This window comes from Bradyrhizobium sp. R2.2-H (assembly GCF_004346455.1).
In the GTDB taxonomy this organism is placed as follows: domain Bacteria; phylum Pseudomonadota; class Alphaproteobacteria; order Rhizobiales; family Xanthobacteraceae; genus Bradyrhizobium; species Bradyrhizobium diversitatis.
In genome coordinates this window covers 22,047-45,633 of record NZ_SMBR01000003.1, presented here as the reverse complement: position 1 = coordinate 45,633, position 23,587 = coordinate 22,047, and the positions used below count along the sequence as shown (strand labels likewise).

Below are 23,587 nucleotides of genomic sequence, written 5' to 3'. Positions count from 1 at the left end.
ATGCACCACAGCCAGATCAACAGCGACGTCCGCAAGCTGATCGCCGACGGCACCGTGCTGCCGGCGCATCCCCTCGCGCTCACCGCCGAGCGACAGCTCGACAAGATTCATCAGCGTGCGCTGACGCGCTATTACATCGACGCCGGCTCGGGCGGTCTTGCCGTAGGTGTGCACACCACGCAATTCGCGATCCGCGACGTCGGCCTCTACCGTCCTGTGCTCGAGCTCGCCGCGGAGACCGCAGCACACTGGACCCAGCGGCCGCTGGCGTTGGTCGCGGGCCTCGCCGGCCCAACCAGCCAGGCGATCGCCGAGGCCCGCACCGCACGCGACATCGGCTATCATGCGGGCTTGCTCAGCCTCGCCGCGATGAAGAGCGCCTCCGAGGACGAGATCATCGCGCACTGCACGGCCGTGGCCGCCGAAATTCCGCTGGTCGGCTTCTACCTTCAGCCGGCCGTGGGCGGCGTCATCCTGTCGAGCCGGTTCTGGCAGCGCTTCGCCTCGATAGACAACGTCATTGCGATCAAGATCGCACCGTTCAACCGCTACCGTACCCTCGATGTTCTGCGCGGCGTCGCGGCCGCCGGCGCGCTCGACCGCGTCGCGCTCTACACCGGCAATGACGACCACATCCTGCTCGACCTGATGCTGCCGTTCGATCTCCGCGACAAGGGCGTCACCACGCGCACCTATTTCAAGGGCGGCCTGCTCGGCCACTGGTCGGTCTGGACCGCGAGCGCCATCCAGCAGTTCGAGCGCTGCAAGGCGGCGCGGCACAAGGACACCGTGCCCGCCGACCTGCTGGCGCTCGATGCCCGCGTCACCGACAGCAACAGCGCCTTCTTCGACGTCGCCAACAATTTCCACGGCTGTATCGCCGGCTGCCACGAGGTGCTGCGGCGCCAGGGCCTGATGAAAGGTTTGTGGTGCCTCGACCCCGACGAGGGCCTCAGCCCCGGCCAGAAGGAGGAGATCGATCGCGTCTGCCGCGAGCACGCCGACCTCAGCGACGATGCCTTCGTCGCCGCGAATTTGGACAAATGGCTGGCATGAGCTCAGACCCGTTCATCAGCCTGCAAGGCGTCCGAAAGGTCTATCGCAGCGGCGGCACCGAGTTTCTGGCGGTGTCCGACGTCACCATGGACGTGCAGGAAGGTGAGCTCGTCTCGCTGGTCGGCCCGTCCGGCTGCGGCAAGACGACGGTGATGAAGATCCTGGCGGGCCTGCATGGCGCCGATGGCGGCACCGTGACGATAGGCAATGCCACGAGTCCATTCGATCCGACCCGCGATATCGGCATGGTGTTCCAGCAGGCCCTGCTGCTGAAATGGCGGACCATCCTGGACAACGTGCTGCTGCCGGCCGAGATCGTCGGCCTGCCGATGAAGGCCGCGCGCGAGCGGGCGCGCGACCTTCTCAATCTCGTCGGGCTCTCCGGCTACGAGCAGAAATATCCGCAACAATTGTCCGGCGGCATGCAGCAGCGCACGGCGATCGCGCGCGCCTTCATCCACGATCCGAAACTGATCCTGATGGACGAGCCGTTCGGCGCACTGGATGCGCTGACGCGCGAGCAGATGAATCTGGAGATGCTGCGGATCTGGCGCGAGAGCGGCAAGACCATCATCTTCGTCACGCATTCGATCCAGGAAGCCGTGTTCCTGTCCTCGCACTGCGCCGTGCTGACGGCGGGCCCGGCGAAGATGGCCGACTATTTCGCGATCGACCTGCCCTTCCCGCGCAACCTTCCGCTGAAGACGACGGACGCGTTCGGCGCCTATGCAAGGCGGATCTATGCGAAGCTGGGCTTAGGGACGGCGTAAACAGCCGGTCCGCTGTCATTCCGGGGCGCAAGGAAGTCGCGACCTGCGATGCGCAGTTGCGCATCCGAGAATCCATCGGGCAGCAAAACACGCGGTGAAATGGATTCCGGGCTCGCGCCAAGAGGCGCGCCCCGGAATGACGGTGCACGGCGTGAACACCGTGCCCCGTTCTCTCAGCTCTTGTTGCGCATCTTGCTGAGCAGATAGTTGTCGTAGAAGTTCTCCGCGATCTGCGTGTAGAAGAGCAGCTCCTTCATATACGCGTCGTGGCTCTCCTTGGTCCGCTTGAACAGATCGCTCTTGGCGGCAAGCTCGTTCAGATGGTCCTGGGTCGCGTTGTAGCAGGCCTCCAGCACCGGCTGCGGGAACGCTTTCAGCTCCGTGCCGCTCGCGATCAGCCGCTTCAGCGCGGCCGGATTGACGCTGTCGTACTTCTCGAGCATCCAGGCGCCGGCCGCCGCGCCTGCCTGGTTGACAATCGCCTGGTATTGCTTGGGCAGCGAATTCCACTTTTCGTCATTGACGATCATGTGCAGCATGGCGCCGCCTTCCCACCAGCCGGGGAAGTAGTAATATTTGGCGACCTTGTAGAAGCCGAGCTTCTCGTCGTCATAGGGACCGACGAACTCGACCGCGTCGATCGTGCCCTTCTCCAGCGCCGGATAGATATCGCCGCCCGCGATCTGCTGCGGGACGACCCCGAGCTTTGCCAGCACGTGGCCGCCCATGCCGGCGATGCGGAATTTGAGACCCTTGAGATCGTCGACGGTCTTGATCTCCTTGCGGAACCAGCCGCCCATCTGGGTGCCGGAATTGCCGCACAGGATGGCGTGCGCCTTGAAAGGCTTGAGCGCCTCGTTGGTGAGGTCGGCGCCGCCACCGAAGTGCCACCACGACTCCTGATGGCGATGGTTCATGCCGAACGGCGCACCGGTGGCATAGGCCAGCGCCGGCTCCTTGCCGATGTAGAAATAGAGCGGCGTCTGCGCCATCTCCACCGATGCGGTGCTGACGGCATCCAGCGCCTGGAGGCCGGGCACGAGCTCGCCCGCCGAGAAGGTCTGGATCTGGAATTTGTTGTCGGTGGCCTCAGCGACGTATTTCGCGAAGGTCTGCGCCGTGCCGTAGATGGTGTCGAGCGATCTCGGAAAGCTCGAGGTCAGGCGCCATTTGATCTCGGGCGCGCTCTGCGCGATCGCAGGTGCAGCAACCAGCGTCGTCGCGCCGGCGACCGCGCCGCCCTGGAGGAATGTACGGCGTTTCATGATGTGGACTCTCCCTGGAAGTAGATTTCGAACATATGGGCTTTGTGACGACGGTCTTAGCGGACCGTTTGCCCGTTCCTATAGCGGAGTTCAAGTTGCGAGGAGAAGGCCCGTACGGAGCTCTCAGAGCAGCTTGGCGCTGACGAACAGCGCGCGCACGGCGTTGGTCGCCTGCACCGCCAGCATAGCGTTACCGGCGGCACCTTCCAGGGCTGCGACTGCATCCTCGTGCAGGGAGCGAAATTCCATCCACTCGACCGACTTGAAGTTGGTCAGGAATTGGTAGGCCTGACCGACGGTCGCGATCGCCAACGTGTCACCGTTCAGCTTGATCTTGAACGTCGTGCGCAGCGGGGTTTCGGAACTTGATGGATCACTCATGGGCTGCTTCTGGGCGAGGACGGCTTAACGAAGAGGAAACGGCAGCCCCGCCGTCGCAGGCAAGGTCAGGAATTGGTGCTCGCGCGCTGCGAAGCGGTCGCCGTCCCGCGCAGGCTCGGCACCACGACCAGGCGGTTGAACTCGCCATTGTCGTAGGCCTTCAGGAAACGGTCGTAGTCCTTGATCGAGACGCAACCGTTGGAATCGCCGCGCGGCCCGAGCAGGTAGTTGTGCGTGAGCAGACCGACGCGGCCAAGCGCACTGGTGCCCTCAGTCGGCGTCATGCGCAGTGCCCGGACGCCGTGGAACAGCTTTTCGCGCGGCTTGAGGTCGTAGGTCGCCGGCGGCGTCGCGCCGACCATCCGCCGGTCGACGTGGTCGGGGTCGTCCATCAGCGCGCCCAGGCCAGAATGGGCCTCCAGCGCCACCCCGCTCGGCAGATAGACCGCCTTGGCCGAGATGTCGTAGACCGCGGTTCGCGAGTCGTAGCCGAGGGAAGCGAGATCGGGCGCCTTTGTCAGCAGCCCGCTGTCCGGCGTCAACGAAGCCAGCTTGATCTTGTCGGTGAATTTTTCGAAGAAGTTGCGGTTGTCGGTCCTGGAACCGGTATCGGCATAGGCTTGGCTGGAGGCGATCTGGGCGGCCAGATCTGCCTGGACCGGACGCGAGCGCGGGATCGGGATAGCGTCGGCACGCTGCGAGGGCCTCGCCTCTTCGGCTGCAGGCTGTTCGTCATCGGACAGCATCGAGCGCCAGTCGTCGCCCTGGAGCCTCTGGGCGAGCATCGCCTTGGCGTCTCGCAGCTTGAGCTGGACCGCATTCACGGCGGAGCGCTCGAGCGCCCGCAGGCCGAACTCGCGCGCCGGCGGACTGCCGGCAGCAGACGCGAAACGGTCCTCGAACGAAGGAGCATTGGCCGGCGGCAGCGCAGCGGAGACCAGCGGAGTCGAATCACCGATGTCAGAAACCCACGCGGCGGCGCCAAGCGCCAGCGCGACCGCTGCCACAGACAGTAAAATCGTCTCGGCCCGCCCGACACGGCGGCGCGACAACAGCCTATCGGCGTTTGCTGCGTCGGAAACCATCAGATCCCCAAAATCGACCCCGGGGGTGCCCACCCCCACCCGGAGACTCTATACCAGCTACCACATTGGGAGCCAAAAGTTAGGCATAATCGCGGCCGGAAAACCTCCCAAAGGTATCCAATGACCGATCTCTTCGATCTCAACCGCTTTGTCCGGGCCCAGGACCCGGTCTATCGCGACGTCCAGGCCGAGCTGGCCCGGGGTCGAAAGCAGACTCACTGGATGTGGTTCATCTTCCCGCAGGTCGCAGGCCTCGGCTTCAGCGCCATGTCGCAGCGCTACGCCATCGGGTCCCGCGCGGAGGCCGAGGCCTATCTCGCCCATCCCGTCCTCGGGGCGCGCCTGATCGAATGCACGAGGCTCGTGCTCGCCGTCGAGGGTCGGACCATCAACGCGATCCTGGGCGCACCTGATGACGCCAAATTCCGCTCGTCGATGACTCTGTTCGGCGCGGTGTCCGACGCACCCGTCTTCGATCAGGCGATTGCCCGTTATTTTGCTGGTGAACGCGACGGCGCCACGCTTGAGATCCTGTCGAGGCTCGACCGCGCATCCGGCTGAATTGGCCGCCGGGGGCGTAACCCGAGATTAACACGGGCTATCTATCGTCTGTGCAAATTTAACTCTCGTCGCATGCCATTGCCGGACAGATCATGAAAATCGGTACGCTCCTGACCAGCGCCATCGTCTCGCTCTCGACCGTCGGCGGCGGCCTCGCCGTCTACGTCGCCGTGACGAAATACCAGACCATGGAACGGGTCGGCGAGGCGCAAGGCCGCCTGGCCATCGTCCGCGCCGTCAGCGATATCCCGCGTTACCTCAATCCCGAGCGCGGCTTTTCCACCAACATTCTCTATGGCCCTGCGAGTATCGACCCGGCACTGCTCACTGAGCAGGACAAATTGCGCAAGCAGACTGACGGCGCCCGCGACAGGATGAACGCACGACGCAAGGAGCTGCCCGGCTCCTTCGAGGACGGCAGTACCATCGGCAGCAATATCGACGGGATCAATGCGAAATTCACCGCCTTGCGCGAAGCCATCGACAAGGCGCTCGCCGGACCGGCGGAGGCCCGCAAGGACGCGGCCAAGAAGATCGTCGCCGACAATGCCGTGCTCAATGCAGGTGTGACCGCGCTACTCAACGAGCAGGTCCGCCGCATGGCAATCCTCAATGGCGATGCCTACCGACAGGCCAGCTACGCCAACATCGCCATGACGTTGCGGGACGTCGGCGGCTTCAATTCCAGCCTCCACAAGAATCTGGTCGGCGGCAAGAAACCGGCGACCGACGCCGAAAAGGCCGACATCGCCCGCTCACAGGGCCGCAACGACCAGATCGTGATGGCGCTGCAGGAACTGCGCGGCAATCCGTCAACCCCTGCGAACGTCGCCGAGGCCCTGGAGAAATTCAACGCGATCTATGTCGAGGAGTTCGGTCGTGAGCTCAAGCTGGTGAAAGACGGCGCCGTCACCGGCAAGTACGAGCACGATATGGACACCTATTACGCCGCGACACAGCGCGGCCTCGGCACCATCATCGGCGTTCGCGATGCCTTCTACGACAATGCCGAGCAGATTCTCGCCAGCGCATCTTCCGCCGCCCGCACCAGCTTCATCATCGCCCTCGGCGTTCTCCTCGCCGTGCTGATCGCCAGCGCCGGCCTGATCGTGATGGTCCGACGCCGCGTCTGCGCCCCGATCGTCGGCTTGACGACGCGCATGACACAGCTTGCCGATGGCGACGTTGCCGGCGAGATCCCCGGCGCCCAGCGCTCCGATGAGATCGGCGCGATGGCCGCGGCCGTTCAGGTCTTCAAGGACAACATGATCCGGGCCGACCGGCTCGCCGCCGAGAAGCAGGCTGAGAACGACGGCAAGATGCGGCGCGCGCAGGCGCTCGACAGCCTCACGCGAGCCTTCGAGGCCAAGGTCACCGAGCTCGTCGGCGGACTGTCCCAGGCCTCGGCGACCATGGAAAGCACCGCGCAGTCGATGACCTCTACGGCGGCGCAGACCAACAGCCAGGCCGCGGTGGTCGCCGCCGCCTCCGAACAGACCTCGAGCAACGTGCAGACCGTCGCCAGCGCCACCGAAGAGCTGACCTCCTCGATCGCGGAGATTGGCCGTCAGGTCGCCCAAAGCACCGAGATCGCCGCCCGTGCCGTCGACAACGCGCGCCGCACCGGCGACACCGCCCGCGCGCTCGCCGAGGGCGCCCAGAAGATCGGCGACGTCGTCACGCTGATCCAGAGCATCGCCGAACAGACCAACCTGCTCGCGCTGAACGCGACCATCGAGGCCGCCCGCGCCGGCGATGCCGGCCGCGGCTTCGCAGTGGTCGCCTCCGAAGTGAAGTCGCTGGCCGGCCAGACCGCCAAGGCCACCACCGAGATCTCCGAGCAGATCACGGCGATCCAGACCGCAAGTGACGAGACCGTGGCCGCGATCCGCAACGTCGCCGACGTCATCGGCGAGATCGACCAGATCGGCACCGCGATCGCCGCTGCGATCGAGGAGCAGGGCTCGGCTACCAAGGAGATCGCCCGCAGCGTCCAGGAGGCCGCCCGCGGCACCCAGGAGGTCAACAGCAACATCTCCGGGGTACAGCGCGCCGCCGACGACACGGGAGCTGCCGCGAGGGAGGTGCTGGGCGCCGCCGAGCAGCTATCGAGCCAGTCGCGCGATCTCGCCGGACAGTTCGACCGTTTCCTCGGCGAGGTCAGGGCCGCTTAAAGCGTGATCCGGAAAAGCGCGCAGCGGTTTTCCGAAAAGCTCATGCTGAAACTACAACCCAAAGCGCGATGACGGTTCATCCCGGTCGCATCGCGCTTTAGTAAGGCGGCGCCTTCCGCGCCCGCTGCGCTTTCGCCGCCTCGATCCACCACAGGAGATCGTCGGCAAAGCGGGGGAACGAGCGCTCCAGCGCCTTGCCGCCCTCGCCGATCGGCTCGGCGTCCGCCGACAATGTCTGCGCGATCGGGCCGACGCCGATGGTGCTCGACACCACCACCATCCCCATCTCCGAAAGCGTGCCGTGCCAGGCCGTCGCCGCGCGCGCACCGGACAGTCGGCCGGCGGAATAGCTCACGATCGCGGCCGGACGCCAGAACCACTCTTCGAGGAAGTGGTCGGTGAGATTCTTCAGCCCGGGCTGGATGCCCCAATTGTATTCGCCGGTGACGAAGACGAAGCCGTCGGCGCCGCGGATCTGCCCGGCCAGCTTCTCCAGCGACTCGGGCGCCGCGCCCTTGGGATATTCCTTGTACATGCGGTCCAGCATCGGCAGGCCGATCGCCTTGGCGTCGATGAATTCGACCTCCTCGCCGCGGCCGCGCAGCCGATCGACGACGAAATTCGCAAGGCGGATGCCCATGCGGTCGGAACGGTAGGAACCGTAGAGAACGAGAATGCGATTGCTCATGGCCGAACGGTAGCACGAAACCGGTGTCCGCCCTACTCGATTTGTCGAACTATCGTCCGCGACCACGGCGCAGCGTTTGCGACGGCGACTCGTTGAACTGGACGCGGTAGCTTCTAGAGAAATCGCTGAGATGCCAGAAGCCAAACGCCAGCGCGACCGCCTTGACGCTATCGGCGCCGGCGAGCAGCTGCCGCCGCACCAGCCACAGCCGGCGCAGGCGCAAATAGCGGTGCAGGCTCATGCCCCGATAGCGGCGGACGACGTCGTGCATGGTGCGAACGGACAGCCCGAGTTTGCGCGCGATCTCATCGCTGTAGATCGGCTGCGACAAATCCTCGGTCAGCAGTGCGCGGATGTCCTGGAACATCCTGAAATTCCGCTCGTCGTTGGGGCCGTGGGTCCAGCGGGCCGAGACGACGCTTTCGAAGGCCTCGTCGGCGGCTCCGAGCAGGGACTCCTTCATCGCCGCGCCCTTCAACAAGAGCTCCGGCGCCTCGACCGGGCCGGACGCCTCGGCCAGCACCTCACGAACCACGGTGCGCAGCCGGTGCAGGCCGGCCGCTGAGACTTCAAAAATCTTGAAGCTCGAGAGCGTGGCCGGCCAGCCGCGGTCCCGCACCTCCGGCCTGAAAACCACCGAGGCGATTTGTCGCTGCACCTCCTCAATGGTGGTGTAGGCGGCGCCGCCGCTGCCAACGACCACGACCGGTCGGGCGCGCTGCGAGCCATTGAAGCGAACGGGGACGTCGAGGTCGTCCATCATGAAGCCGACCGCCGTGCAGTTCTCGACCAGCTGCGCATCGACCATTCGCGGAAACGTCCGCGTCAAATTCACGTCGCAGCCGGGCAACGACAGGATTGTCTGCTCAGCCGAAATCCTCCGTACGAAAGGCGTGAATTCGAAATTCAGCCCGCGTATCGCACTTCGAAATTCGTCGACGTCTGAAAAGCGAAAAGTGTTGAGTGCCAGTCTCGGCACATCGTCAATGCTGTTCATGAAAATATGAAACGCAACGTGGCGTAGACGTGCGTCCGGCCGCGACGCCGGTTCGTTTCCCCCTTCGGTTTTCCGCTCCCTAGAAAGGATCAATCTTAACGTGTCCTGACAAATTGGCGAGGAGCCACTTGAAAGAACAAGCGGGCACGTCTGCTCTCTCGCCGAATTTCGATAGCGTTTCCCGCACAGTGATGGTGCCAGGCTACCTGACCCTCGATATCTAAAATTCAAAATTAACGACTTTGAGGCGCAATAGCTCACGTTTGATCGTCAAAGTTATTTCGAATTTCAGGCCCCTGCCATGACGGCAAATTCGCCTGCTGATGTTCTGGTCGAGTTGGAGGACGCGGTCGCAACGTGTCCGCTGGACCGCTGCGCACGCATTCTTTCCGGCATCATGCAGCTGCTCACCAGCAGCCGTGACCGGCCCCAGGAATTGCTCGCCAATGTGGTCGACGGCGTTCTGCTGCGGCTGACGGAGCGGGTTGAGGCCAGTGCGTTGATCGAGCTCAGCACCGCACTCGCGGAGCTCGCGGTGGCCCCGCCGAAGACCATGCGGCGTCTCGCCTCGCACCACGATCCGGAGGTGGCGTGCCCCGTCTTGCTGCGATCGCCGTCACTGTCCACAGCCGACCTCAAATCGATCGCGGCCTCGAGCGGCGAACGGCAGCAACGCGCGATCGCCGCCCGCGCGCCGATCGATCCGCCGGTGATCGAGACGCTGATCGAAGGCGGCTCCCGCGGCGTTTGTATTGCGCTGATCGCCAATACGGACGCACGATTCTCTGACGCCGCCTACGCCGCGCTGGTCGGCAAGTGCCTGACGGATGATGAGCTCACGAAGGCGCTGGCCCTCAGGCCGGACACGCCCGACACGGTCATGCGGAAGTTGCTGTCGGCGGCTCCGGCATCCGGCACAGGGCCGAAGGCGACCGTCTCGCTTCAAGCCGTAGCGGCCGCGCCGATCGTCCCCAAGCTGCCCTGCGCGGCCGCCTATGCAAGCGCGCGGCCGGAGATCGTCGCGCTCAACCGCATCGGCAAGCTCAACGATTCCACGGTGAACCGCTTCGCCATCCGCGGCGAGACCGCCAACCTCGTCACGGCCCTATCGGTGCTTTCGGGGACCCCCATCGAAATCGTCGAGCATGTCATGACGGACGACGATTGCGAGGGTCTCGTGATGGCCTGCCGCGCCTCGCGGCTGAACTGGCAGACCACGTTGGCCATCTTGGGCAATCGCTGCGGCAGAAGGCTCTCCTTCGCCGAGCGCGAACGCGCGCAGCACACTTTTGAGACACTACTCCTGTCCACCAGCCAGTGGACGGTGCGTTGGGGGGAAATTGCCGCAAGTGCCAGGGAGAGCAGTCGGGAACATCGCGGCGCAAAGATGGGGATTAGCCGATGAAATTCGACGGTCGCAAAGCGGCTCGTGTGAAAATGGACCACAGGCAGCCGGTCAATCTCATGGGTTCGGACGGGACCTGGCGACGCAGCTGCGTCCTGCTGGACGTATCGCAAAGCGGCGCCAAGATCGAGGTCGAGGGCACACTCGACGTGCTCCAGGCCAAGGAGTTCTTCATGCTGCTGTCGTCGACCGGCCTCGCCTACCGGCGCTGCGAACTGGTCTGGATCGACGGCACCACGGCTGGAGTTCACTTCGTTACGGCTGACGGCAAGAAGAAACCTGCAGGCGCACCAGCGCCTGCGCAGACCGCGGTTCAGGGCAAATAGATTCGAGCATTCCACCTGGTGTTTGACTTTCATACGGTCGCAAAGTGTAGGTCAGATCGTGCAGCACGCGCCAACAAGATCCGGCCCGGTCGATGGTGACGGCGGTATCCGTCAGACACGAACCGATCGCCCCTTCCTGCATGTGCTGGCCGACACGTCCGACAAACTTTCGGGCGTCTGCGCGATCCTCCAAGAGAAATTCACCATTGCCGGCGAGCGACTCGACGCCGATTCCAGGCTGTCGCAGACGCCGGCCGCCATCGTCATCCGCGCGGAGCTGCGCGACGTCGACAACATCGCCGCGATCAAGAAGCGGGCCGGCAAGCTGGCGAAGGCCAGGAAGCGCATCTTCCTGCTCGAGCACGCCTCCCATGTCTGCATCTCGCAAGCCTACGCGCTCGGAGCGACGCTGGTCCTTCCCGGCACGGTTAGCCGGACCAGGCTTCTGGCGGCGCTGGCCGATCCGGCCGACGGTCCGTCGGCGTCGTCAGGCGACGCGTCGCAACCGGACAACGCCGTCGAGACCGCCGCGACCGCGATCGCATCGATGTTCACGGCTGTGACCCTGGGCCAGCCGCTCGACGTCGACGGCACCAAGGAAGCCGGTCGCCAGATTGCCGAGCGTATCACCCAGCATGGCCTGACGGAGTGGCTCATGACGGTGCGGCGCCACCACGAAGGAACCTATCAGCATTGCCTGCTCGTGACCGGCGTTGCCATCGACTTCGGACTGAGCCTCGGCGTCGGCAGGGCCGACCTGGAACGGCTCTATTCGGCTGCCATGTTCCACGACATCGGCAAGGCGCAGATACCACTCGCCATCCTCGACAAGCCGGGCCGCCTTGATGCCGCCGAACGCGCGCTGATCGAAACGCATCCGGCCGCCGGTTACGAGTTTCTCAAGGGACACGACGGAATCTCGCCGGAGATACTCGATGCCGTTCGCCATCATCACGAATACCTCGACGGGAGCGGTTATCCCGACGCGCTCTGCGCCGAGAGGATCGGCGACATCGTGCGAATTCTAACGATCTCGGACATCTTCGCGGCGCTGATCGAGCACCGACACTACAAGCCGACCATGCCGCGCGCGGAGGCCTACAATATTCTGTGCGGGATGAACGGGAAGCTGGAGAAGGCGCTGGTCCACTCATTCAAGCAGGTCGCGCTCACGCGGTGAGCGCGGCAGACCGGTCTCGAACGCGGCCTAATGAGTAGCGCGATGGCTGGCGCGGCGCGGGATGGATCGGCAGGCCAGCCCCTCGGCCAGCAGCTTCATGTCCTCGTGCCGGCCGCTGCGTATCAGCCGGCCGAACTCTTCGGGTGTGAAAGGAAGACTTGGATCGTCATCGATCTTGTGCCGGAGTCGCGGACCGAAGAACCGTCGAACCAGGCTAGCCAGCCGCCGCATGTCAATTCCCTCGCGCCAGCAACAAACCTCTCAGTCCGCACATTGTTCCTCCTGCACCTTCGAGATTGCAAGAGGCCGCTTGGGACTCCGCAGCAAAAATTTCCGCCAGAGAATAATCTCCTCCTGTCGCGCTAATCGGCAAAACCCACGTAACGCACGAACTGGTGGTTGTGCTCGCGGTCCGAGCGTACCGCGTTCGCGGCAAAGCCGTCGTCGGGATAGCCCATCGCGACGCAGGTCATGATGACCTCGTCCTCCGGAATCTCGGCGACCTCGCGCACGATGTCGGAGCGCATGATGCCCTGCCCGTTGATGACAGAGCCGAGCCCGCGGTCCCACGCCGCGAGCACGATGCCGTAGCAGAGCGCGCCGAGATCGAAATGGCAGACGGCGCCGGGATCGAGCACGCGGTCGTAGGTCAGCACCAGCGAGACCGGCGCGTCGAACTGGCGGAAGCCGCGCAGCACCCAGTCCTGCCGCATCGGCTTGTCGTCGCGCGCGATTCCCATCGCGCCGAACAGCTTCTTGGCAATGTCGACCTGCCGGGTGCGATGCACACCCTGGTACTCGCCGTGGCTGACGATGTCGCGCTTGACCTTGGCGCCGCCGGCCATCTCCTCCATGTTGCGGCGACGCACCTCCTCCAGCGGATGGCCCGTGAGCACATGGACATGCCAGGGCTGGGTGTTCATCGACGAGGGCGCGCGTTTGGCGCTCTCGATGATCACCTCGATCACCGCGCGCGGCACCGGCTCGTTCTTGAAGCCGCGCACGCTGCGGCGCGACTGGACCAGCGTCTCGAATTCCACCTCGTGAACCTCCCTGCCCGTTCGTCCGGCGTTGCGACGCAGGCCGGTTGCCGATGCGGCCCGCAAAACCTATGCTGGTCCGCAAGCAAGACCAAGAATCCCGGAGGACCCTCATGGCCGCGCCGCTCGATCCCGTCATCGCCCAGATCATTCCGCTCATGCCGATGCGCGATCCCGTCACGATGACGCCACAGAGTGCCCGCGATTCCTTGCGCGCACTGGCTGCCTCGCGCGCGGCCATACCGCCGCCGCCCGTCGATACCGTGCAGGACATCAAGGTGAAAGGCGGCGCCGGGCCGCTCGATGCACGCGTCTATCGGGTCGGCACCACGTCGGCACCGACCGTGGTGTTCTTTCACGGCGGCGGCTGGGTCGCGGGCGACCTCGAGACCCACGACCGGCAGGCGCGCAATCTCGCGATCGAGACTGGCGCGGTGGTCGTCTCCGTCGACTATCGCCGCCCGCCCGAGACGCGCTTTCCCGGCGCCTTCGAGGATGCCTTCACCGCAGTCGGAGATATCTTCAACCGCGTCGCGGAATTTGGCGGTGACGCAAAGCGCTTCGGCGTTGCCGGCGACAGCGCCGGCGGCAATCTCGCGGCCACCACCGCGATCGCCTGCCGCGACGCCGGCATCAAGCTCGCCGCGCAATTGCTGGTCTATCCCGTGACCGACGTCCTCGGCAGCTACGCGGACGCACGTGAGAACGCGCGCTATCCCTCCCGCGCGGAGAATGCGGACGGCTACTTCCTCACGCGTGCTACGATGGAATGGTTTTGCGGCCATTATCTCGCCGATCCCGCTCACGCGACCGACTGGCGTGCCTCGCCGCTGCGCGCCGCATCGCTTGCCGGGCTGGCACCTGCGATCGTGACCACGGCCTGGTTCGATCCCTTGCGCGACGAGGGTGCGGCTTACGTGCGGGCGCTGGAGGCGGCCGGAGTCCGCGTCAAGCACCACGAGGGCCCCGGCCTGATCCACGGCTATTTCGGCATGGGCGACGCCTCCGAGGTCGCGCGCGCCGAGGCGCAGCGCGCACGCGCCGACTTCAAGGCCCTGCTCATGCGGGGCGTTTGAAGCGGTCAGGTGCTCCGCGCGCGTTGCGCGCCGGTATGCCCCCAGGTCTCGTCCCAGTCCTGACCGGCGGCGTCGACGACGCGGCCGTCGGCTTCGAAGAACTTGTTCGGCACCTGGAAGATCGCCAGGATCAAGGCGCCGTCCGGACACCAGGCGGCGTGGCGGCTGCCCGCCTCGCGCCAGATGAATTCGCCGGCCTTGCAGGCGATACCCTCGGCCGGGCCCTCCTTGTCGACGAGCGCGCCTTCGATCACCCAGCTCTGCTCGATGCCGACATGCTCGTGATCGGGCAGCACCGATCCCGGCGCAAAGCGCATCAAGGCGGTCATCAGGCCCGTGCTGCGATCGAACAGCAGCGTTTTGGCCTCGCACCCCGGAAAGCGGGTCTTCTGCCAGTCCATGTCCTGGGGCCGAACCAGGTGGGAATGCCGATCAGCAGATTCCCCGCCCTTCGGGATCGTGGCGTCCATGACGATGCTCCATTCAGCTAAGCCGATCGAAGCTAGCAGGGTCGCGCGGCGGGGTCTGCGAGCAGTGCAACAAGGATGGACGGCCGCCGACCGCGCTCGAAAAATCGGTACGTCGACCGGACGACGTCCGCTCGTCCTGCTTGATTGCGCCACGATTCCCAGCTCCAATCTCCCGGCCATTTCTGGTTTCAGGAGACACCCATGATGAAGCGGATTTTCCTCGCAGCGATTGTTGCCGCCTTTGCAGCGGGCTCGGCATTCGCACAAGAAACCTGCGAGAGCAAAGCGATCGGCAAGGACGGCAAGCCGTTGGCCGGCGCCGCCAAGACCTCGTTCCTGAAGAAATGCAAGGCCGATGCCTGCGCACCCAAGGCGGTCGGCTCCGATGGCAAGCCGCTCGCCGGCGCCGCCAAGAACAGCTTCATGAAGAAGTGCGAGACGAACGCGTAAGCGCCCGGAGAGATCCTCGGTAATCTTCGAAAGACGTCATCGGGCTCGATCCAGACCGTATCGAGCCCGATTTGCTGTTTCCCTTGTCTCCGGTTTAGCCGCTTCGATGCCTTTGCGGCTTCAGCGTCGCGACTGGCGAGTATCCTGATCTTGATCACCACAAGTTCGCAAACCACCCAGGCGGCTGTGCTGACGACCGCGACGATGGTTTGCTTTGCAGCCAACTCGCTGCTGTGCCGGCTCGCGCTGGGGCCCGGGCTGATCGATCCCGCGAGCTTCACGACGGTGCGGGTGCTTGCGGCGGTCGCAATTCTCGCGCTGGTGGTCTGGCAACGCTACGGGCATCTGCCGTCATTTGCCTATGCCAAGGTCAGGTCGGTGGCCGCCCTGTTCGTCTACCTGATCTGCTTCTCGTTTGCCTATGTGCGGCTGCCGGCAGGCACCGGCGCCCTGATCCTGTTCACCGCCGTGCAGCTCACGATGTTCTGCGTCGCGCTGCGGGAGGGAGAACGGTTCTCCACAGCTGGCTGGATCGGGCTTTCGATCGCGAGCTTGGGCCTCATCTATCTGGTTCTGCCCGGCGTCAGCGCCCCCGATCCCATCGGCGCGGTCCTGATCGCCATGTCGGGTATCGCCTGGGGCGTGTTCTCGCTGTCGGCGCGGGGCGTTGATCATCCCATCGAGGCCAACGCCATCAATTTCCTCTGCTGCCTGCCGCTTGCCGCAGCCGTGAACCTCTGGCAGCTCTCCGATCTCCACGTCACGCCGACCGGGTTCGCCTATGCGATCGCATCCGGCGCGATCGCCTCGGGGCTCGGCTATGTGATGTGGTACGTCACCTTGCGCTACCTGACGGCGGCCCGCGCGGCCTCCGTCCAGCTTTCCGTCCCCGCCATCGCCGCGATCGGCGGCGCGCTGTTCCTGGCCGAGCCGGTTACGCTCCGATTGTTGCTCGCCTCCCCTGCGATGCTCGGCGGCATCGCGTTGGTGCTCGCGCAGCGCAGCAAGCGTTGACCGGGATGTTCGCGCCTCAATCCCGCTTGAACCGATAGTCGAACGCCCCATCCAGCGGCCTGATCCATCCCACCGTCGGCGCCGGAAAATGCACCGGCAGGATCAGCGTGTCGGTGTCGGCAACCGACCCAAAGAATTTTCGCCGCGACACCGCCGACTGCTTCGGGTCCCAATCCGGCTTAGCTGACCAGTCCGGCTCGCGGCACTGGATCTGGTGATGCATGAGGTCGCCCGCGACCACCGCGCGCCGGCCTCTGGAGAAGATGTTCACGCAGCAATGGCAGGGTGAATGCCCCGGCGTCGGCGTCAGCGTCACGGTATCGTCGAGCGCGTAGTCGTCATCGACCAGCAGCGCCTGCCCGGCCTCGACGATCGGCAGGCAATTGTCGCGGAAGACAGTGCCGGGCGGGTTGTTACCCTTGGCATGCTCCGCTTCCCAGGCCGCATACTCCCCCTTGTGGAAGACGTATTTCGCATTTGGAAACGTCGGCACCCAGCGGCCGTCGCGCAAACTCGTGTTCCAGCCGGTGTGGTCGATGTGCAGATGCGTGCAGAAGACATAATCGATCTGCTCGAAGCCGATGCCGAGCGCGAACAACTCGTTGCGCCAGCGTTCCTTGCCGGGAAAGTCGAACGGCGGCGGATGACCCTTGTTCTCGCCGGTGCAGGTATCGACCAGGATGGTATGGCGCGGCGTCCGCACCACGAAAGTCTGATACGTGATGACCATCATGCCGCGCGCGGCATCGAACACCTCCGGCTCCATCGTCGGCAGATGGCGGGCGAACACGCGCTCGTCATAGGCCGGGAAGAAATCCTGCGGCCGCCGCCACGGCCCTTCCCGCTCGATCACCGCGTCGATGGTGATGTCGCCGATCCGGATTTGCTTCATCGCCGTTTCGCTCCCATTTTGAGGGAGCGTAGCGGGAGGTGTCAACGCGTCAAGCCGCGCAGCGGAATGCTAGCTCCGCAATCCCGGCGCCTCCTGCCCGGTGCGCGTGACATATTCCGTGTAGCCGCCGCCGTATTGGTGGATGCCATCAGGCGTCAGCTCCAGCACGCGGTTCGACAGCGTCGCCAAAAAATGCCGGTCATGCGAGACGAACAGCATGGTGCCCTCGAAATCCGACAGCGCATTGATCAGCATCTCCTTGGTGGCGAGGTCGAGATGGTTGGTGGGCTCGTCCAGCACCAGGAAGTTCGGCGGGTCAAACAGCATCTTAGCCATCACGAGCCGCGCCTTCTCGCCGCCCGAGAGCACGCGGCAGCGCTTCTCGACGTCGTCGCCGGAGAAGCCGAAGCAGCCGGCGAGCGCGCGCAACGAGCCCTGCCCAGCGGTCGGAAATGCATATTCGAGTGACTCAAACACCGTCTGCTCGCCGTCGAGCAGGTCCATCGCGTGCTGAGCGAAATAGCCCATCTTGACGCTGCCCCCGAGCGCCACTGTGCCCTGGTCCGGCTCGCTCGCACCGGCGACGAGCTTGAGCAGCGTCGACTTGCCGGCGCCGTTGACGCCCATCACGCACCAGCGCTCCCTGCGGCGGATCATGAAGTCGAGGCCGTCATAGATGCGCTTGCTGCCATAGCCCTTGTGCACGTTCTTGAGCGCCACGACGTCCTCACCCGAGCGCGGCGCCGGCAAAAAGTCGAACGCCACGCTCTGGCGGCGGCGCGGCGGCTCGACCCGTTCGATCTTGTCGAGCTTCTTCACCCGGCTCTGCACTTGCGCGGCATGCGAGGCGCGCGCCTTGAAGCGCTCGATGAACTTGATCTCCTTGGCCAGCATGGCCTGCTGTCGCTCGAACTGGGCCTGCTGCTGCTTCTCGTTCTGCGCCCGCTGCTGCTCGTAGAACTCGTAATTGCCAGTGTAGGTGGTGAGCGAGCCGCTGTCGATCTCGATCACCTTGGAGATGACGCGGTTGATGAACTCGCGGTCATGCGAGGTCATCAGCAGCGTGCCTTCGTAATCGTGCAGGAATTTTTCCAGCCAGATCAGGCTTTCGAGATCGAGATGGTTGCTCGGCTCGTCGAGCAGCATCACGTCGGGACGCATCAGGAGAATACGGGCCAGCGCCACGCGCATCTTCCAGCCGCCGGAGAGTTTTCCGACGTCGCCGTCCATCATCTCCTGGCTGAACCCGAGGCCGGACAGCGCTTCGCGCGCACGGCCATCGAGTGCATAGCCGTCCAACTCCTCGAAACGATGCTGCACCTCGCCGTAGCGCGCGATGATCTCGTCCATCTGATCGGCCTTTTCAGGGTCGGCCATCGCGGCCTCGAGCTCGCGCAGCTCGGCCGCAACCTCGCTGACGGGGCCGGCGCCATCCATCACCTCGGCCACCGCGCTGCGGCCGCTCATCTCGCCGACGTCCTGGTTGAAATAACCGATGGTAATGCCGCGATCGGTCGAGACCTGCCCCTCGTCAGGCAGCTCCTCGCCGGCGATCATCCGGAACAATGTGGTCTTGCCGGCGCCGTTCGGCCCGACGAGGCCGATCTTCTCGCCCTTGTTCAGGGCGGCGGAGGCTTCGATGAACAGGATCTGGTGGCCGGCTTGCTTGCTGACGTTGTCGAGGCGGATCATGAGGTCTTTATGGGGGGATTTTTGCGTTGCAGCGTCATAGGCCATACGGGCTTCCAGGGGAAGCCCGGGACCAGCGCACCACCCGGCCGCAATACCGTCGTTCAAACCGCAGCTTTCGGGATTATAACCCCCGATGACCCACCTCTTGGTTGGTCCAGCCGCCGCCCGGTCTTGATGATCGTCACTTCTTGAGGATGCCCGTATTGGTATTTCCGAGCTGCTGGATGGCAGCGTTTGCGGCGGGCGTGTTGTAGGTCGGTCGAGATCCACCGCCTTCCTGATCAGAAGGGGTAGCACCGGGTCTCGCGCCCGTCGTTCTCCGGTTTTTTGCATTGAGCGTGTTGGGGCCTGGCGAACCGCCAGTTCCGCTGAGCGTCGTCCCGTTCGAGAGCGTCGAGCCACCCGCGCCGCTCGAACCAGCCGCGCTCGCGCCGCCGCTGGATGAAGAACCGCCTGAAGAGCCTCCCGAGCTTTGCGCCATGGAGAACGAAATGGTGCCCAGAAGAATGGTCACAACCGCCGCCAGAAGCCTCATTTGTGTCCTCTCCCTCGATCCGTTGCCAGCTCCGGAAGCGCTGGGTTCCTGGGATGAAGTCGCGCAGCGCACAGTTCCTATCGACGGCGAGCGATCCATGCCCCGGCCAGAAAAGCAACAAGCAAAGACACCAAAGGCGCCTTCACCGTCACCTCGCGCAACTGGTCGGCCCATCGCTTCACCGATTCCGACGAGGGCGAGTGGAGCTGCCGGCTGAAAGCGCCTCTTTGCTCTCCGGAACCCGACCGCGGGCTTGAAGCCTGCTGCATGCCGCCTTGGTCGTCCGTCAGCCCGGAGGCTTCCGTCATTGCCGCGGCTTCCTTCATGTCCATGGGCGCGCTCCAATGCTGGTGCGGAACAACGACTTGATCTCGGCTGCCCGTCCGGCTCTGCTGACAAGCGGGTTGGGAACCAATGGGAGCAGCTATGGCGGCGGCGTTCATGCGAACTATATGGTTTCGTCGAAGCCCCCGCCCGTACCGCTCCCTTGAAGAAGCCCTTGCTCATCTTTCTGTTCCTCGTCATCGCACCGCTTACCGCATCAGCGGCGAGATATTTCTGGCTGGGCGATGGCCGCCAGAATTGGCAAACAGCCGATCGGTCGAGCGCGGGGCTTCTGGCCGCCGCGGCCGATCATCGCGAAGCCGTCGTACGGGTATTCGGGGCGAGAACGGTGAGATGGCGCAGCATCTTCGCAATTCACACCTGGATCGTCGTAAAAGAGAAGGATGCGGCGACCTACACCCGCTATGACTACACGGCGTGGGGCGAGCCGATCCGCACCAACGGCTTCGCTCCGGACGGGCGGTGGTTCGGCGCGGCGCCGGAAACCATTGTCGCCGTGGATGGAGCGCGCGCGGAGGCGCTGATCCCGAAAATCAGACATGTGATCGAAAACTACAAGTTTCGATCCTATGGAGATTACAGCGTCTGGCCGGGGCCCAATTCTAATACCTTCGTGCAGGCCGCACTCGACTCCGTCCCTGAGCTCCGAGCCGTCCTGCCGCCGACCGCGATCGGCAAGGACTTCCCGTATACCGGCAGATGGTTCGGGGTAACGGCGTCCGGCACAGGCATCTATGCTTCACTTGCCGGATATATCGGCTTTTCGATCGGCTGGGTCGAAGGCCTGGAGATCAATTTCTTCGGCGCCGTGCTCGGCGTCGACATCCGGCGCCCGGCGCTCAAACTGCCAGGCCTCGGCCGCGTTGGGGTCACCACCGGCGTGTAGGGGCCCGGAGCCGGACGCCGGTTTCGCTTTCGCAGCGTTGCCGGTTCAAGCCGCCGCCCCGGCCGCGACGAAACGTTCCGCGATGACGTTGTCGGGAGCCGCGCCCAGCCCGATCGCGATGCGGCGCGCGCTGTCCGCCATTGCCGGCGGGCCGCACAGATAGACATCGTGCCCTGAAAGAGAGCGCTCCCCGATCAGGTCGGTGACCAGTCCCTGGCTGATACCCGTCGGGCTCGGCCCATGAGCGACCGCAATCCGCACGTCCAGTTCCGGAATTGCCCTGGCGAGCTCGTTCAGCTCGTCTACGAAGAAAAGATCATCGGCAGAATTCACACCGAAGCAAAGCGTGACGTTGCGGCTCTCGCCGGACGCCTTGATCTGCCGGAGCATGGACATCATCGGCGCCACGCCCGTTCCGCCCGCCACCATCAGCACCGGCCGCCCGCCCGATCTCAGATAGAAAACGCCCTGCGGGCCGCGGCACTGGACGACGTCGCCCACGGCCGCGCGCTCGGTCAGATAACGCGACATCTCCCCGTCCTCCAGCAGGCGAACCAGGAACTCCAAGCAGCGATCGTCGCCGAGAGAATTGGCCATCGAGTAGGAGCGCCAGTGCGTCGTGCCCGGCACGTGAAAATTGACGTACTGGCCCGGCAGAAACCGGATCGGTGAAAGTCCGAGCGTGCGCGTAACGACTCGGACCACGGAGGCGCTCAGCCGTTCGATGCTCTCGATCTTCATCGAAAACGGCTTCGCTGGGATCAGCTTGCCGCGCTCATAGGGCAGCCTGATTTGCACGTCGGTGCGGGCGCTGGCTACGCAGGGCAGCATCTCCCCGGCGTCGATCTCCTGCCGCGACAGCGACACCGACGCGCCGTCCTCGTAGTCCAGATCGCCGCCGAAACAGGTCGCACGGCAGGTCTGGCAATCGCCAACCTCGCAATCCGAGCTCAGCGGGATTCCGGCGCGCCGCGCCGCAACCAGGACCGTCTCACTTGGATTCGCCTCGATGCGCACGCAATCGCCATCCGCAAAGCTGAGGAAAAGGGTCGGCATGGCTCGCTCCTGTGGCCAGCGGCGGTCACTGCGCCATGGTGAACTTGCCGTCCTTCACGGTCAGCATCACGACGCTGTCGGCCTTTGCACCGAAATGATCGTCGGGGCCGTAGGAATACACCGCGGTCACACCGACATAGTCCTTCAGACCCTCGATGGCGTCCCGAATTCCGGCGCGATCGGTGCCCCCCTTCCCGATCGCCGCCGCGATCATGTTGACGGCATCATAGGCGTTTCCCGCAAAGGTCGCCGGCGGCTTGCCGTACTTGTTCTGGTAGTCGGTCACGAAGCGCCGCAGCGCGGCCTTCTGGGGATCGGAGTCCTTGAGTGAATCGATCACGTAGATCTTAGACGAGGGGATCAGCACGTCGTCGGCGGAGCCGCCGGCCAGCCGCAAGAAATTGAAGTCATTGGCGGCGTGCGACATGTACAACGGCGCAGTGAGACCGAGCTGGCGGTAGTTCTTCACAGCAATCGCCTGGCCCGGGCCGGTCGCCCAGATCACCACCGCATCCGGCTGCGCGCTGCGGATCTTGGTGAGCTGCGGCGTCATGTCCTTGTCGGCGTTGGCGTAGGATTCCTGGGCGACGAGCGTCAGTCCGAACGAGCCTGCATTCTTCACGAGCTGGTCGCGGCCACTGGTGCCGAACGGCGAGTCCGCATACAGCAGCGCGATCTTCTTGGCTCTGCGCTTCTGCATGTCCGTCATCATGACGCTCTGCACCAGCACGTCGGTGAGCGGCGACAGGAACAGCCATTTCTTGTCCTGCGCGGGCAGGACGATGCCACGCGAGCCGCCGTTGGAAATCATCGGCGTTGCGGCATTCTGGACGGTGTCGATAATCGCGTAGGACGAGCCGCTGTTCATCGGTCCGACGAGGGCGACCACGCCGTTCTGCTCGAGCAGCCGCTTGGCGGCCGTCACTGTCTTGGTGTTGTCGCCCTCGGTGTTGACGTTGTCGAGTTCGAGCTTCTTGCCGGCGACACCGCCCTTGGCGTTGATCTGCTCGACCGCGAGCATCGCACCTTCGAGTCCGGGCTGACCGAGCGAGGCCAGAGGCCCGGAGGTCTCTAGCAATCCGCCAATCTTGATCGTGTCTTCCGCCTGGGCGCCGACGGCGGACGTCATCAGTAGCAGCGCAGCCAGTATGGCCTTGGTCGTCATCATCAGATCCCCTGTGTTTGGAAAGTCGTGGGTGCGAGCGAAGCGACCGCGGCAGCGAACGGATCCCTGGGCGGCCGGTAGATTCCGCCGCCGATGCGGCCGTTTTGTCCCTTGCGATCGAGAACGCCGAGGACGACGTCGAGCGGCATGCCGCCGGACACGAGGGCCCGCGCGACCGTCCCGACCCTGATCCGGCTTCGTACGAAGCCGGGATGAGCCGCGGGTAGCAGCTGGACTGCTTCCGCCGCGGTGGCGCCATCTGCCAGCAAAGATCGCGCGGTCATCGCGCCGAAGCCCATGGCGTCGACCAGCGCGCTGTCTCCGATCGCACCGAGGCGATCGCTGCTCTGAAAGCCCGGCAGCAGATTGCCTTCGGGCGGCTCCGCCGCGGCGACGAACCAGCGTTGACCGCTGCCGCCGAGCTTGACGCCGCAATCGACCCCATTGCCGCCGAGCGCAGTGACGATGCTGCTCCCTTCTCCTTCCCCTGCCTTGGCGATGCACTTCATTGCCGCCATCCAGAGATTGAGAAAGAAAGCCGAGGCCCGGTCGAGAAAGCGGCGCTCTGGCGTGTCGCCGCCGAGGCGCGGTGCGAGTTCTTCGATCAGGCGACGCGTCGCCGCTGACGTGCGCGAATGGCAATCGTCGCCCTCCATCAACGCCGGATCGGCAATCTCGATCAGCGGGATGTCTCGGTCGGCGATGATCTCGAGGGTTGCGGCTAGATTTCCGTTCATCCACCGCAGATGCGTCAGCACTTCGCGGCTGCACAAACCCAGCCGTTGCGCCAGCGCCATTCCGCCGTTCAGAGGACTGCACGTGACGTTGGTCGCGTCGGCGGCATCGGTCACGATCTGCACCGCCATGCCGGGCGACAGCACCGCGGCGAGGGGCACCATCGCGTCGAAATCCTGGGCGGGCGCCAGCCGCACCTCCCCTCGCATCAGCATTGCCCGGGCCGCCCCTTCGTCCGCCGCCCAGCGCTCGAACAGGATCGCCATCACGGCGCTGTTGACGATTGGCGCGGCGATCGCATCGGGCCGGACCGGAGGGCCGGCATGGAGGATGGTGCGATCCG

Annotated in this window: 26 protein-coding genes; 11 read left to right on the top strand and 15 right to left on the bottom strand. The window is 64.7% G+C overall.

The genetic code is table 11. The annotated features are described in order from the left end of the window. On the top strand, positions 1 to 1,056 hold the full coding sequence (locus tag EDE08_RS07800) for a dihydrodipicolinate synthase family protein (protein WP_131868381.1): 1,056 nt from the start codon (positions 1 to 3) through the stop codon (positions 1,054 to 1,056). Next, positions 1,044 to 1,826, top strand: coding sequence for an ABC transporter ATP-binding protein (locus EDE08_RS07795; RefSeq protein WP_131868380.1), 783 nt, complete (start codon positions 1,044 to 1,046; stop codon positions 1,824 to 1,826). Before EDE08_RS07800 ends, EDE08_RS07795 begins: the two co-directional genes overlap by 13 nt. 173 nt (positions 1,827 to 1,999) lie before the next feature. On the opposite strand, the gene EDE08_RS07790 is transcribed toward EDE08_RS07795, so the two are convergent. The 3 genes from EDE08_RS07790 to EDE08_RS07780 form a co-directional block, all read right to left on the bottom strand. Next, complete coding sequence (locus EDE08_RS07790) at positions 2,000 to 3,091, bottom strand: TRAP transporter substrate-binding protein (RefSeq protein WP_131868379.1); 1,092 nt, start codon at positions 3,089 to 3,091, stop codon at positions 2,000 to 2,002. A gap of 123 nt (positions 3,092 to 3,214) precedes the next feature. Continuing rightward, complete coding sequence (locus EDE08_RS07785) at positions 3,215 to 3,472, bottom strand: hypothetical protein (RefSeq protein WP_024338019.1); 258 nt, start codon at positions 3,470 to 3,472, stop codon at positions 3,215 to 3,217. Positions 3,473 to 3,537: 65 nt separating this feature from the next. Further along, positions 3,538 to 4,557, bottom strand: coding sequence for a DUF2778 domain-containing protein (locus EDE08_RS07780; RefSeq protein WP_131868378.1), 1,020 nt, complete (start codon positions 4,555 to 4,557; stop codon positions 3,538 to 3,540). Between the two features lie 120 nt (positions 4,558 to 4,677). On the opposite strand from EDE08_RS07780, the gene EDE08_RS07775 reads away from it, so the two are divergent. Together EDE08_RS07775 and EDE08_RS07770 are read left to right on the top strand one after the other, a co-directional pair. Beyond that, entirely contained in the window at positions 4,678 to 5,118 is a 441-nt protein-coding gene (locus tag EDE08_RS07775) for a DUF1810 domain-containing protein (RefSeq protein ID WP_131868377.1), read from the top strand. A gap of 92 nt (positions 5,119 to 5,210) precedes the next feature. Continuing rightward, on the top strand, positions 5,211 to 7,292 hold the full coding sequence (locus EDE08_RS07770; protein ID WP_131868376.1) for a methyl-accepting chemotaxis protein: 2,082 nt from the start codon (positions 5,211 to 5,213) through the stop codon (positions 7,290 to 7,292). 97 nt (positions 7,293 to 7,389) lie between these two features. Here EDE08_RS07770 and EDE08_RS07765 read toward each other — a convergent pair whose 3' ends face one another. Then, positions 7,390 to 7,980: an NADPH-dependent FMN reductase gene (locus EDE08_RS07765; RefSeq protein WP_131868375.1), complete on the bottom strand. Its 591-nt coding sequence runs from the start codon at positions 7,978 to 7,980 to the stop codon at positions 7,390 to 7,392. 49 nt (positions 7,981 to 8,029) lie between these two features. Then, positions 8,030 to 8,977, bottom strand: a complete 948-nt coding sequence (locus EDE08_RS07760) for an AraC family transcriptional regulator (RefSeq protein WP_131868860.1) — start codon at positions 8,975 to 8,977, stop codon at positions 8,030 to 8,032. 301 nt (positions 8,978 to 9,278) lie between these two features. On the opposite strand from EDE08_RS07760, the gene EDE08_RS07755 reads away from it, so the two are divergent. The 3 genes from EDE08_RS07755 to EDE08_RS07745 are packed head-to-tail and all read left to right on the top strand — an operon-like array spanning position 9,279 to position 11,888. Then, on the top strand, positions 9,279 to 10,382 hold the full coding sequence (locus EDE08_RS07755) for a DUF2336 domain-containing protein (RefSeq protein ID WP_131868374.1): 1,104 nt from the start codon (positions 9,279 to 9,281) through the stop codon (positions 10,380 to 10,382). Continuing rightward, on the top strand, positions 10,379 to 10,708 hold the full coding sequence (locus tag EDE08_RS07750; RefSeq protein ID WP_131868373.1) for a PilZ domain-containing protein: 330 nt from the start codon (positions 10,379 to 10,381) through the stop codon (positions 10,706 to 10,708). The genes EDE08_RS07755 and EDE08_RS07750 overlap by 4 nt, the downstream gene beginning before the upstream one ends. A 58-nt stretch (positions 10,709 to 10,766) precedes the next feature. After that, positions 10,767 to 11,888: an HD-GYP domain-containing protein gene (locus tag EDE08_RS07745; RefSeq protein WP_131868372.1), complete on the top strand. Its 1,122-nt coding sequence runs from the start codon at positions 10,767 to 10,769 to the stop codon at positions 11,886 to 11,888. A 27-nt stretch (positions 11,889 to 11,915) separates the two neighbouring features. Here the strand turns inward: EDE08_RS07745 and EDE08_RS07740 are convergent, their stop codons facing one another. Together EDE08_RS07740 and EDE08_RS07735 are read right to left on the bottom strand one after the other, a co-directional pair. Next, positions 11,916 to 12,119, bottom strand: a complete 204-nt coding sequence (locus EDE08_RS07740; RefSeq protein WP_061876542.1) for a hypothetical protein — start codon at positions 12,117 to 12,119, stop codon at positions 11,916 to 11,918. A 131-nt stretch (positions 12,120 to 12,250) separates the two neighbouring features. Beyond that, complete coding sequence (locus EDE08_RS07735; RefSeq protein ID WP_131868371.1) at positions 12,251 to 12,928, bottom strand: nitroreductase; 678 nt, start codon at positions 12,926 to 12,928, stop codon at positions 12,251 to 12,253. A gap of 113 nt (positions 12,929 to 13,041) precedes the next feature. On the opposite strand from EDE08_RS07735, the gene EDE08_RS07730 reads away from it, so the two are divergent. Next, complete coding sequence (locus tag EDE08_RS07730; protein ID WP_131868370.1) at positions 13,042 to 14,004, top strand: alpha/beta hydrolase; 963 nt, start codon at positions 13,042 to 13,044, stop codon at positions 14,002 to 14,004. 5 nt (positions 14,005 to 14,009) lie between these two features. Here EDE08_RS07730 and EDE08_RS07725 read toward each other — a convergent pair whose 3' ends face one another. Then, positions 14,010 to 14,474 (bottom strand): cupin domain-containing protein, encoded by a 465-nt coding sequence (locus tag EDE08_RS07725; protein ID WP_131868369.1) that lies wholly within the window; start codon positions 14,472 to 14,474, stop codon positions 14,010 to 14,012. Between the two features lie 201 nt (positions 14,475 to 14,675). On the opposite strand from EDE08_RS07725, the gene EDE08_RS07720 reads away from it, so the two are divergent. Both EDE08_RS07720 and EDE08_RS07715 read left to right on the top strand, forming a co-directional pair. Beyond that, a complete protein-coding gene (locus tag EDE08_RS07720; protein WP_131868368.1) occupies positions 14,676 to 14,924 on the top strand; it encodes a hypothetical protein in 249 nt (82 codons plus the stop codon). A gap of 150 nt (positions 14,925 to 15,074) precedes the next feature. Beyond that, positions 15,075 to 15,938 carry a DMT family transporter gene (locus EDE08_RS07715; RefSeq protein ID WP_245524728.1) on the top strand — a complete coding sequence of 288 codons (864 nt, stop codon included), beginning with the start codon at positions 15,075 to 15,077 and terminating at the stop codon, positions 15,936 to 15,938. Positions 15,939 to 15,954: 16 nt separating this feature from the next. Here the strand turns inward: EDE08_RS07715 and EDE08_RS07710 are convergent, their stop codons facing one another. From EDE08_RS07710 to EDE08_RS07695, 4 genes are all read right to left on the bottom strand, one after another. Then, on the bottom strand, positions 15,955 to 16,830 hold the full coding sequence (locus tag EDE08_RS07710) for an MBL fold metallo-hydrolase (protein WP_131868367.1): 876 nt from the start codon (positions 16,828 to 16,830) through the stop codon (positions 15,955 to 15,957). A gap of 69 nt (positions 16,831 to 16,899) precedes the next feature. Further along, positions 16,900 to 18,522 carry an ABC-F family ATP-binding cassette domain-containing protein gene (locus EDE08_RS07705; RefSeq protein ID WP_131868366.1) on the bottom strand — a complete coding sequence of 541 codons (1,623 nt, stop codon included), beginning with the start codon at positions 18,520 to 18,522 and terminating at the stop codon, positions 16,900 to 16,902. A gap of 181 nt (positions 18,523 to 18,703) precedes the next feature. Continuing rightward, positions 18,704 to 19,057 (bottom strand): hypothetical protein, encoded by a 354-nt coding sequence (locus EDE08_RS07700; protein ID WP_131868365.1) that lies wholly within the window; start codon positions 19,055 to 19,057, stop codon positions 18,704 to 18,706. Between the two features lie 77 nt (positions 19,058 to 19,134). Then, on the bottom strand, positions 19,135 to 19,389 hold the full coding sequence (locus tag EDE08_RS07695; RefSeq protein WP_131868364.1) for a hypothetical protein: 255 nt from the start codon (positions 19,387 to 19,389) through the stop codon (positions 19,135 to 19,137). A gap of 167 nt (positions 19,390 to 19,556) precedes the next feature. On the opposite strand from EDE08_RS07695, the gene EDE08_RS07690 reads away from it, so the two are divergent. Next, positions 19,557 to 20,288 (top strand): DUF3750 domain-containing protein, encoded by a 732-nt coding sequence (locus EDE08_RS07690; protein WP_131868858.1) that lies wholly within the window; start codon positions 19,557 to 19,559, stop codon positions 20,286 to 20,288. 45 nt (positions 20,289 to 20,333) lie between these two features. Here EDE08_RS07690 and EDE08_RS07685 read toward each other — a convergent pair whose 3' ends face one another. From EDE08_RS07685 to EDE08_RS07675, 3 genes are all read right to left on the bottom strand, one after another. Beyond that, entirely contained in the window at positions 20,334 to 21,305 is a 972-nt protein-coding gene (locus EDE08_RS07685; RefSeq protein WP_165935845.1) for an FAD-binding oxidoreductase, read from the bottom strand. A 64-nt stretch (positions 21,306 to 21,369) separates the two neighbouring features. Next, a complete protein-coding gene (locus tag EDE08_RS07680) occupies positions 21,370 to 22,512 on the bottom strand; it encodes an ABC transporter substrate-binding protein (RefSeq protein WP_131868362.1) in 1,143 nt (380 codons plus the stop codon). After that, a complete protein-coding gene (locus EDE08_RS07675) occupies positions 22,512 to 23,510 on the bottom strand; it encodes a YlbE family protein (RefSeq protein ID WP_165941852.1) in 999 nt (332 codons plus the stop codon). Before EDE08_RS07675 ends, EDE08_RS07680 begins: the two co-directional genes overlap by 1 nt. Positions 23,511 to 23,587: the final 77 nt, after the last annotated feature.

Excerpts from the sequence above, each read along its gene's own strand:
- EDE08_RS07800 (WP_131868381.1), top strand. The coding sequence starts at position 1 with ATGCACCACAGCCAGATCAACAGCGACGTCCGCAAGCTGATCGCCGAC.
- EDE08_RS07795 (WP_131868380.1), top strand. The coding sequence starts at position 1,044 with ATGGCTGGCATGAGCTCAGACCCGTTCATCAGCCTGCAAGGCGTCCGA.
- EDE08_RS07790 (WP_131868379.1), bottom strand. The coding sequence starts at position 3,091 with ATGAAACGCCGTACATTCCTCCAGGGCGGCGCGGTCGCCGGCGCGACG.
- EDE08_RS07785 (WP_024338019.1), bottom strand. The coding sequence starts at position 3,472 with ATGAGTGATCCATCAAGTTCCGAAACCCCGCTGCGCACGACGTTCAAG.
- EDE08_RS07780 (WP_131868378.1), bottom strand. The coding sequence starts at position 4,557 with ATGGTTTCCGACGCAGCAAACGCCGATAGGCTGTTGTCGCGCCGCCGT.
- EDE08_RS07775 (WP_131868377.1), top strand. The coding sequence starts at position 4,678 with ATGACCGATCTCTTCGATCTCAACCGCTTTGTCCGGGCCCAGGACCCG.
- EDE08_RS07770 (WP_131868376.1), top strand. The coding sequence starts at position 5,211 with ATGAAAATCGGTACGCTCCTGACCAGCGCCATCGTCTCGCTCTCGACC.
- EDE08_RS07765 (WP_131868375.1), bottom strand. The coding sequence starts at position 7,980 with ATGAGCAATCGCATTCTCGTTCTCTACGGTTCCTACCGTTCCGACCGC.
- EDE08_RS07760 (WP_131868860.1), bottom strand. The coding sequence starts at position 8,977 with ATGAACAGCATTGACGATGTGCCGAGACTGGCACTCAACACTTTTCGC.
- EDE08_RS07755 (WP_131868374.1), top strand. The coding sequence starts at position 9,279 with ATGACGGCAAATTCGCCTGCTGATGTTCTGGTCGAGTTGGAGGACGCG.
- EDE08_RS07750 (WP_131868373.1), top strand. The coding sequence starts at position 10,379 with ATGAAATTCGACGGTCGCAAAGCGGCTCGTGTGAAAATGGACCACAGG.
- EDE08_RS07740 (WP_061876542.1), bottom strand. The coding sequence starts at position 12,119 with ATGCGGCGGCTGGCTAGCCTGGTTCGACGGTTCTTCGGTCCGCGACTC.
- EDE08_RS07730 (WP_131868370.1), top strand. The coding sequence starts at position 13,042 with ATGGCCGCGCCGCTCGATCCCGTCATCGCCCAGATCATTCCGCTCATG.
- EDE08_RS07725 (WP_131868369.1), bottom strand. The coding sequence starts at position 14,474 with ATGGACGCCACGATCCCGAAGGGCGGGGAATCTGCTGATCGGCATTCC.
- EDE08_RS07720 (WP_131868368.1), top strand. The coding sequence starts at position 14,676 with ATGATGAAGCGGATTTTCCTCGCAGCGATTGTTGCCGCCTTTGCAGCG.
- EDE08_RS07710 (WP_131868367.1), bottom strand. The coding sequence starts at position 16,830 with ATGAAGCAAATCCGGATCGGCGACATCACCATCGACGCGGTGATCGAG.
- EDE08_RS07705 (WP_131868366.1), bottom strand. The coding sequence starts at position 18,522 with ATGATCCGCCTCGACAACGTCAGCAAGCAAGCCGGCCACCAGATCCTG.
- EDE08_RS07700 (WP_131868365.1), bottom strand. The coding sequence starts at position 19,057 with ATGAGGCTTCTGGCGGCGGTTGTGACCATTCTTCTGGGCACCATTTCG.
- EDE08_RS07695 (WP_131868364.1), bottom strand. The coding sequence starts at position 19,389 with ATGGACATGAAGGAAGCCGCGGCAATGACGGAAGCCTCCGGGCTGACG.
- EDE08_RS07680 (WP_131868362.1), bottom strand. The coding sequence starts at position 22,512 with ATGATGACGACCAAGGCCATACTGGCTGCGCTGCTACTGATGACGTCC.
- EDE08_RS07675 (WP_165941852.1), bottom strand. The coding sequence starts at position 23,510 with ATGGCGATCCTGTTCGAGCGCTGGGCGGCGGACGAAGGGGCGGCCCGG.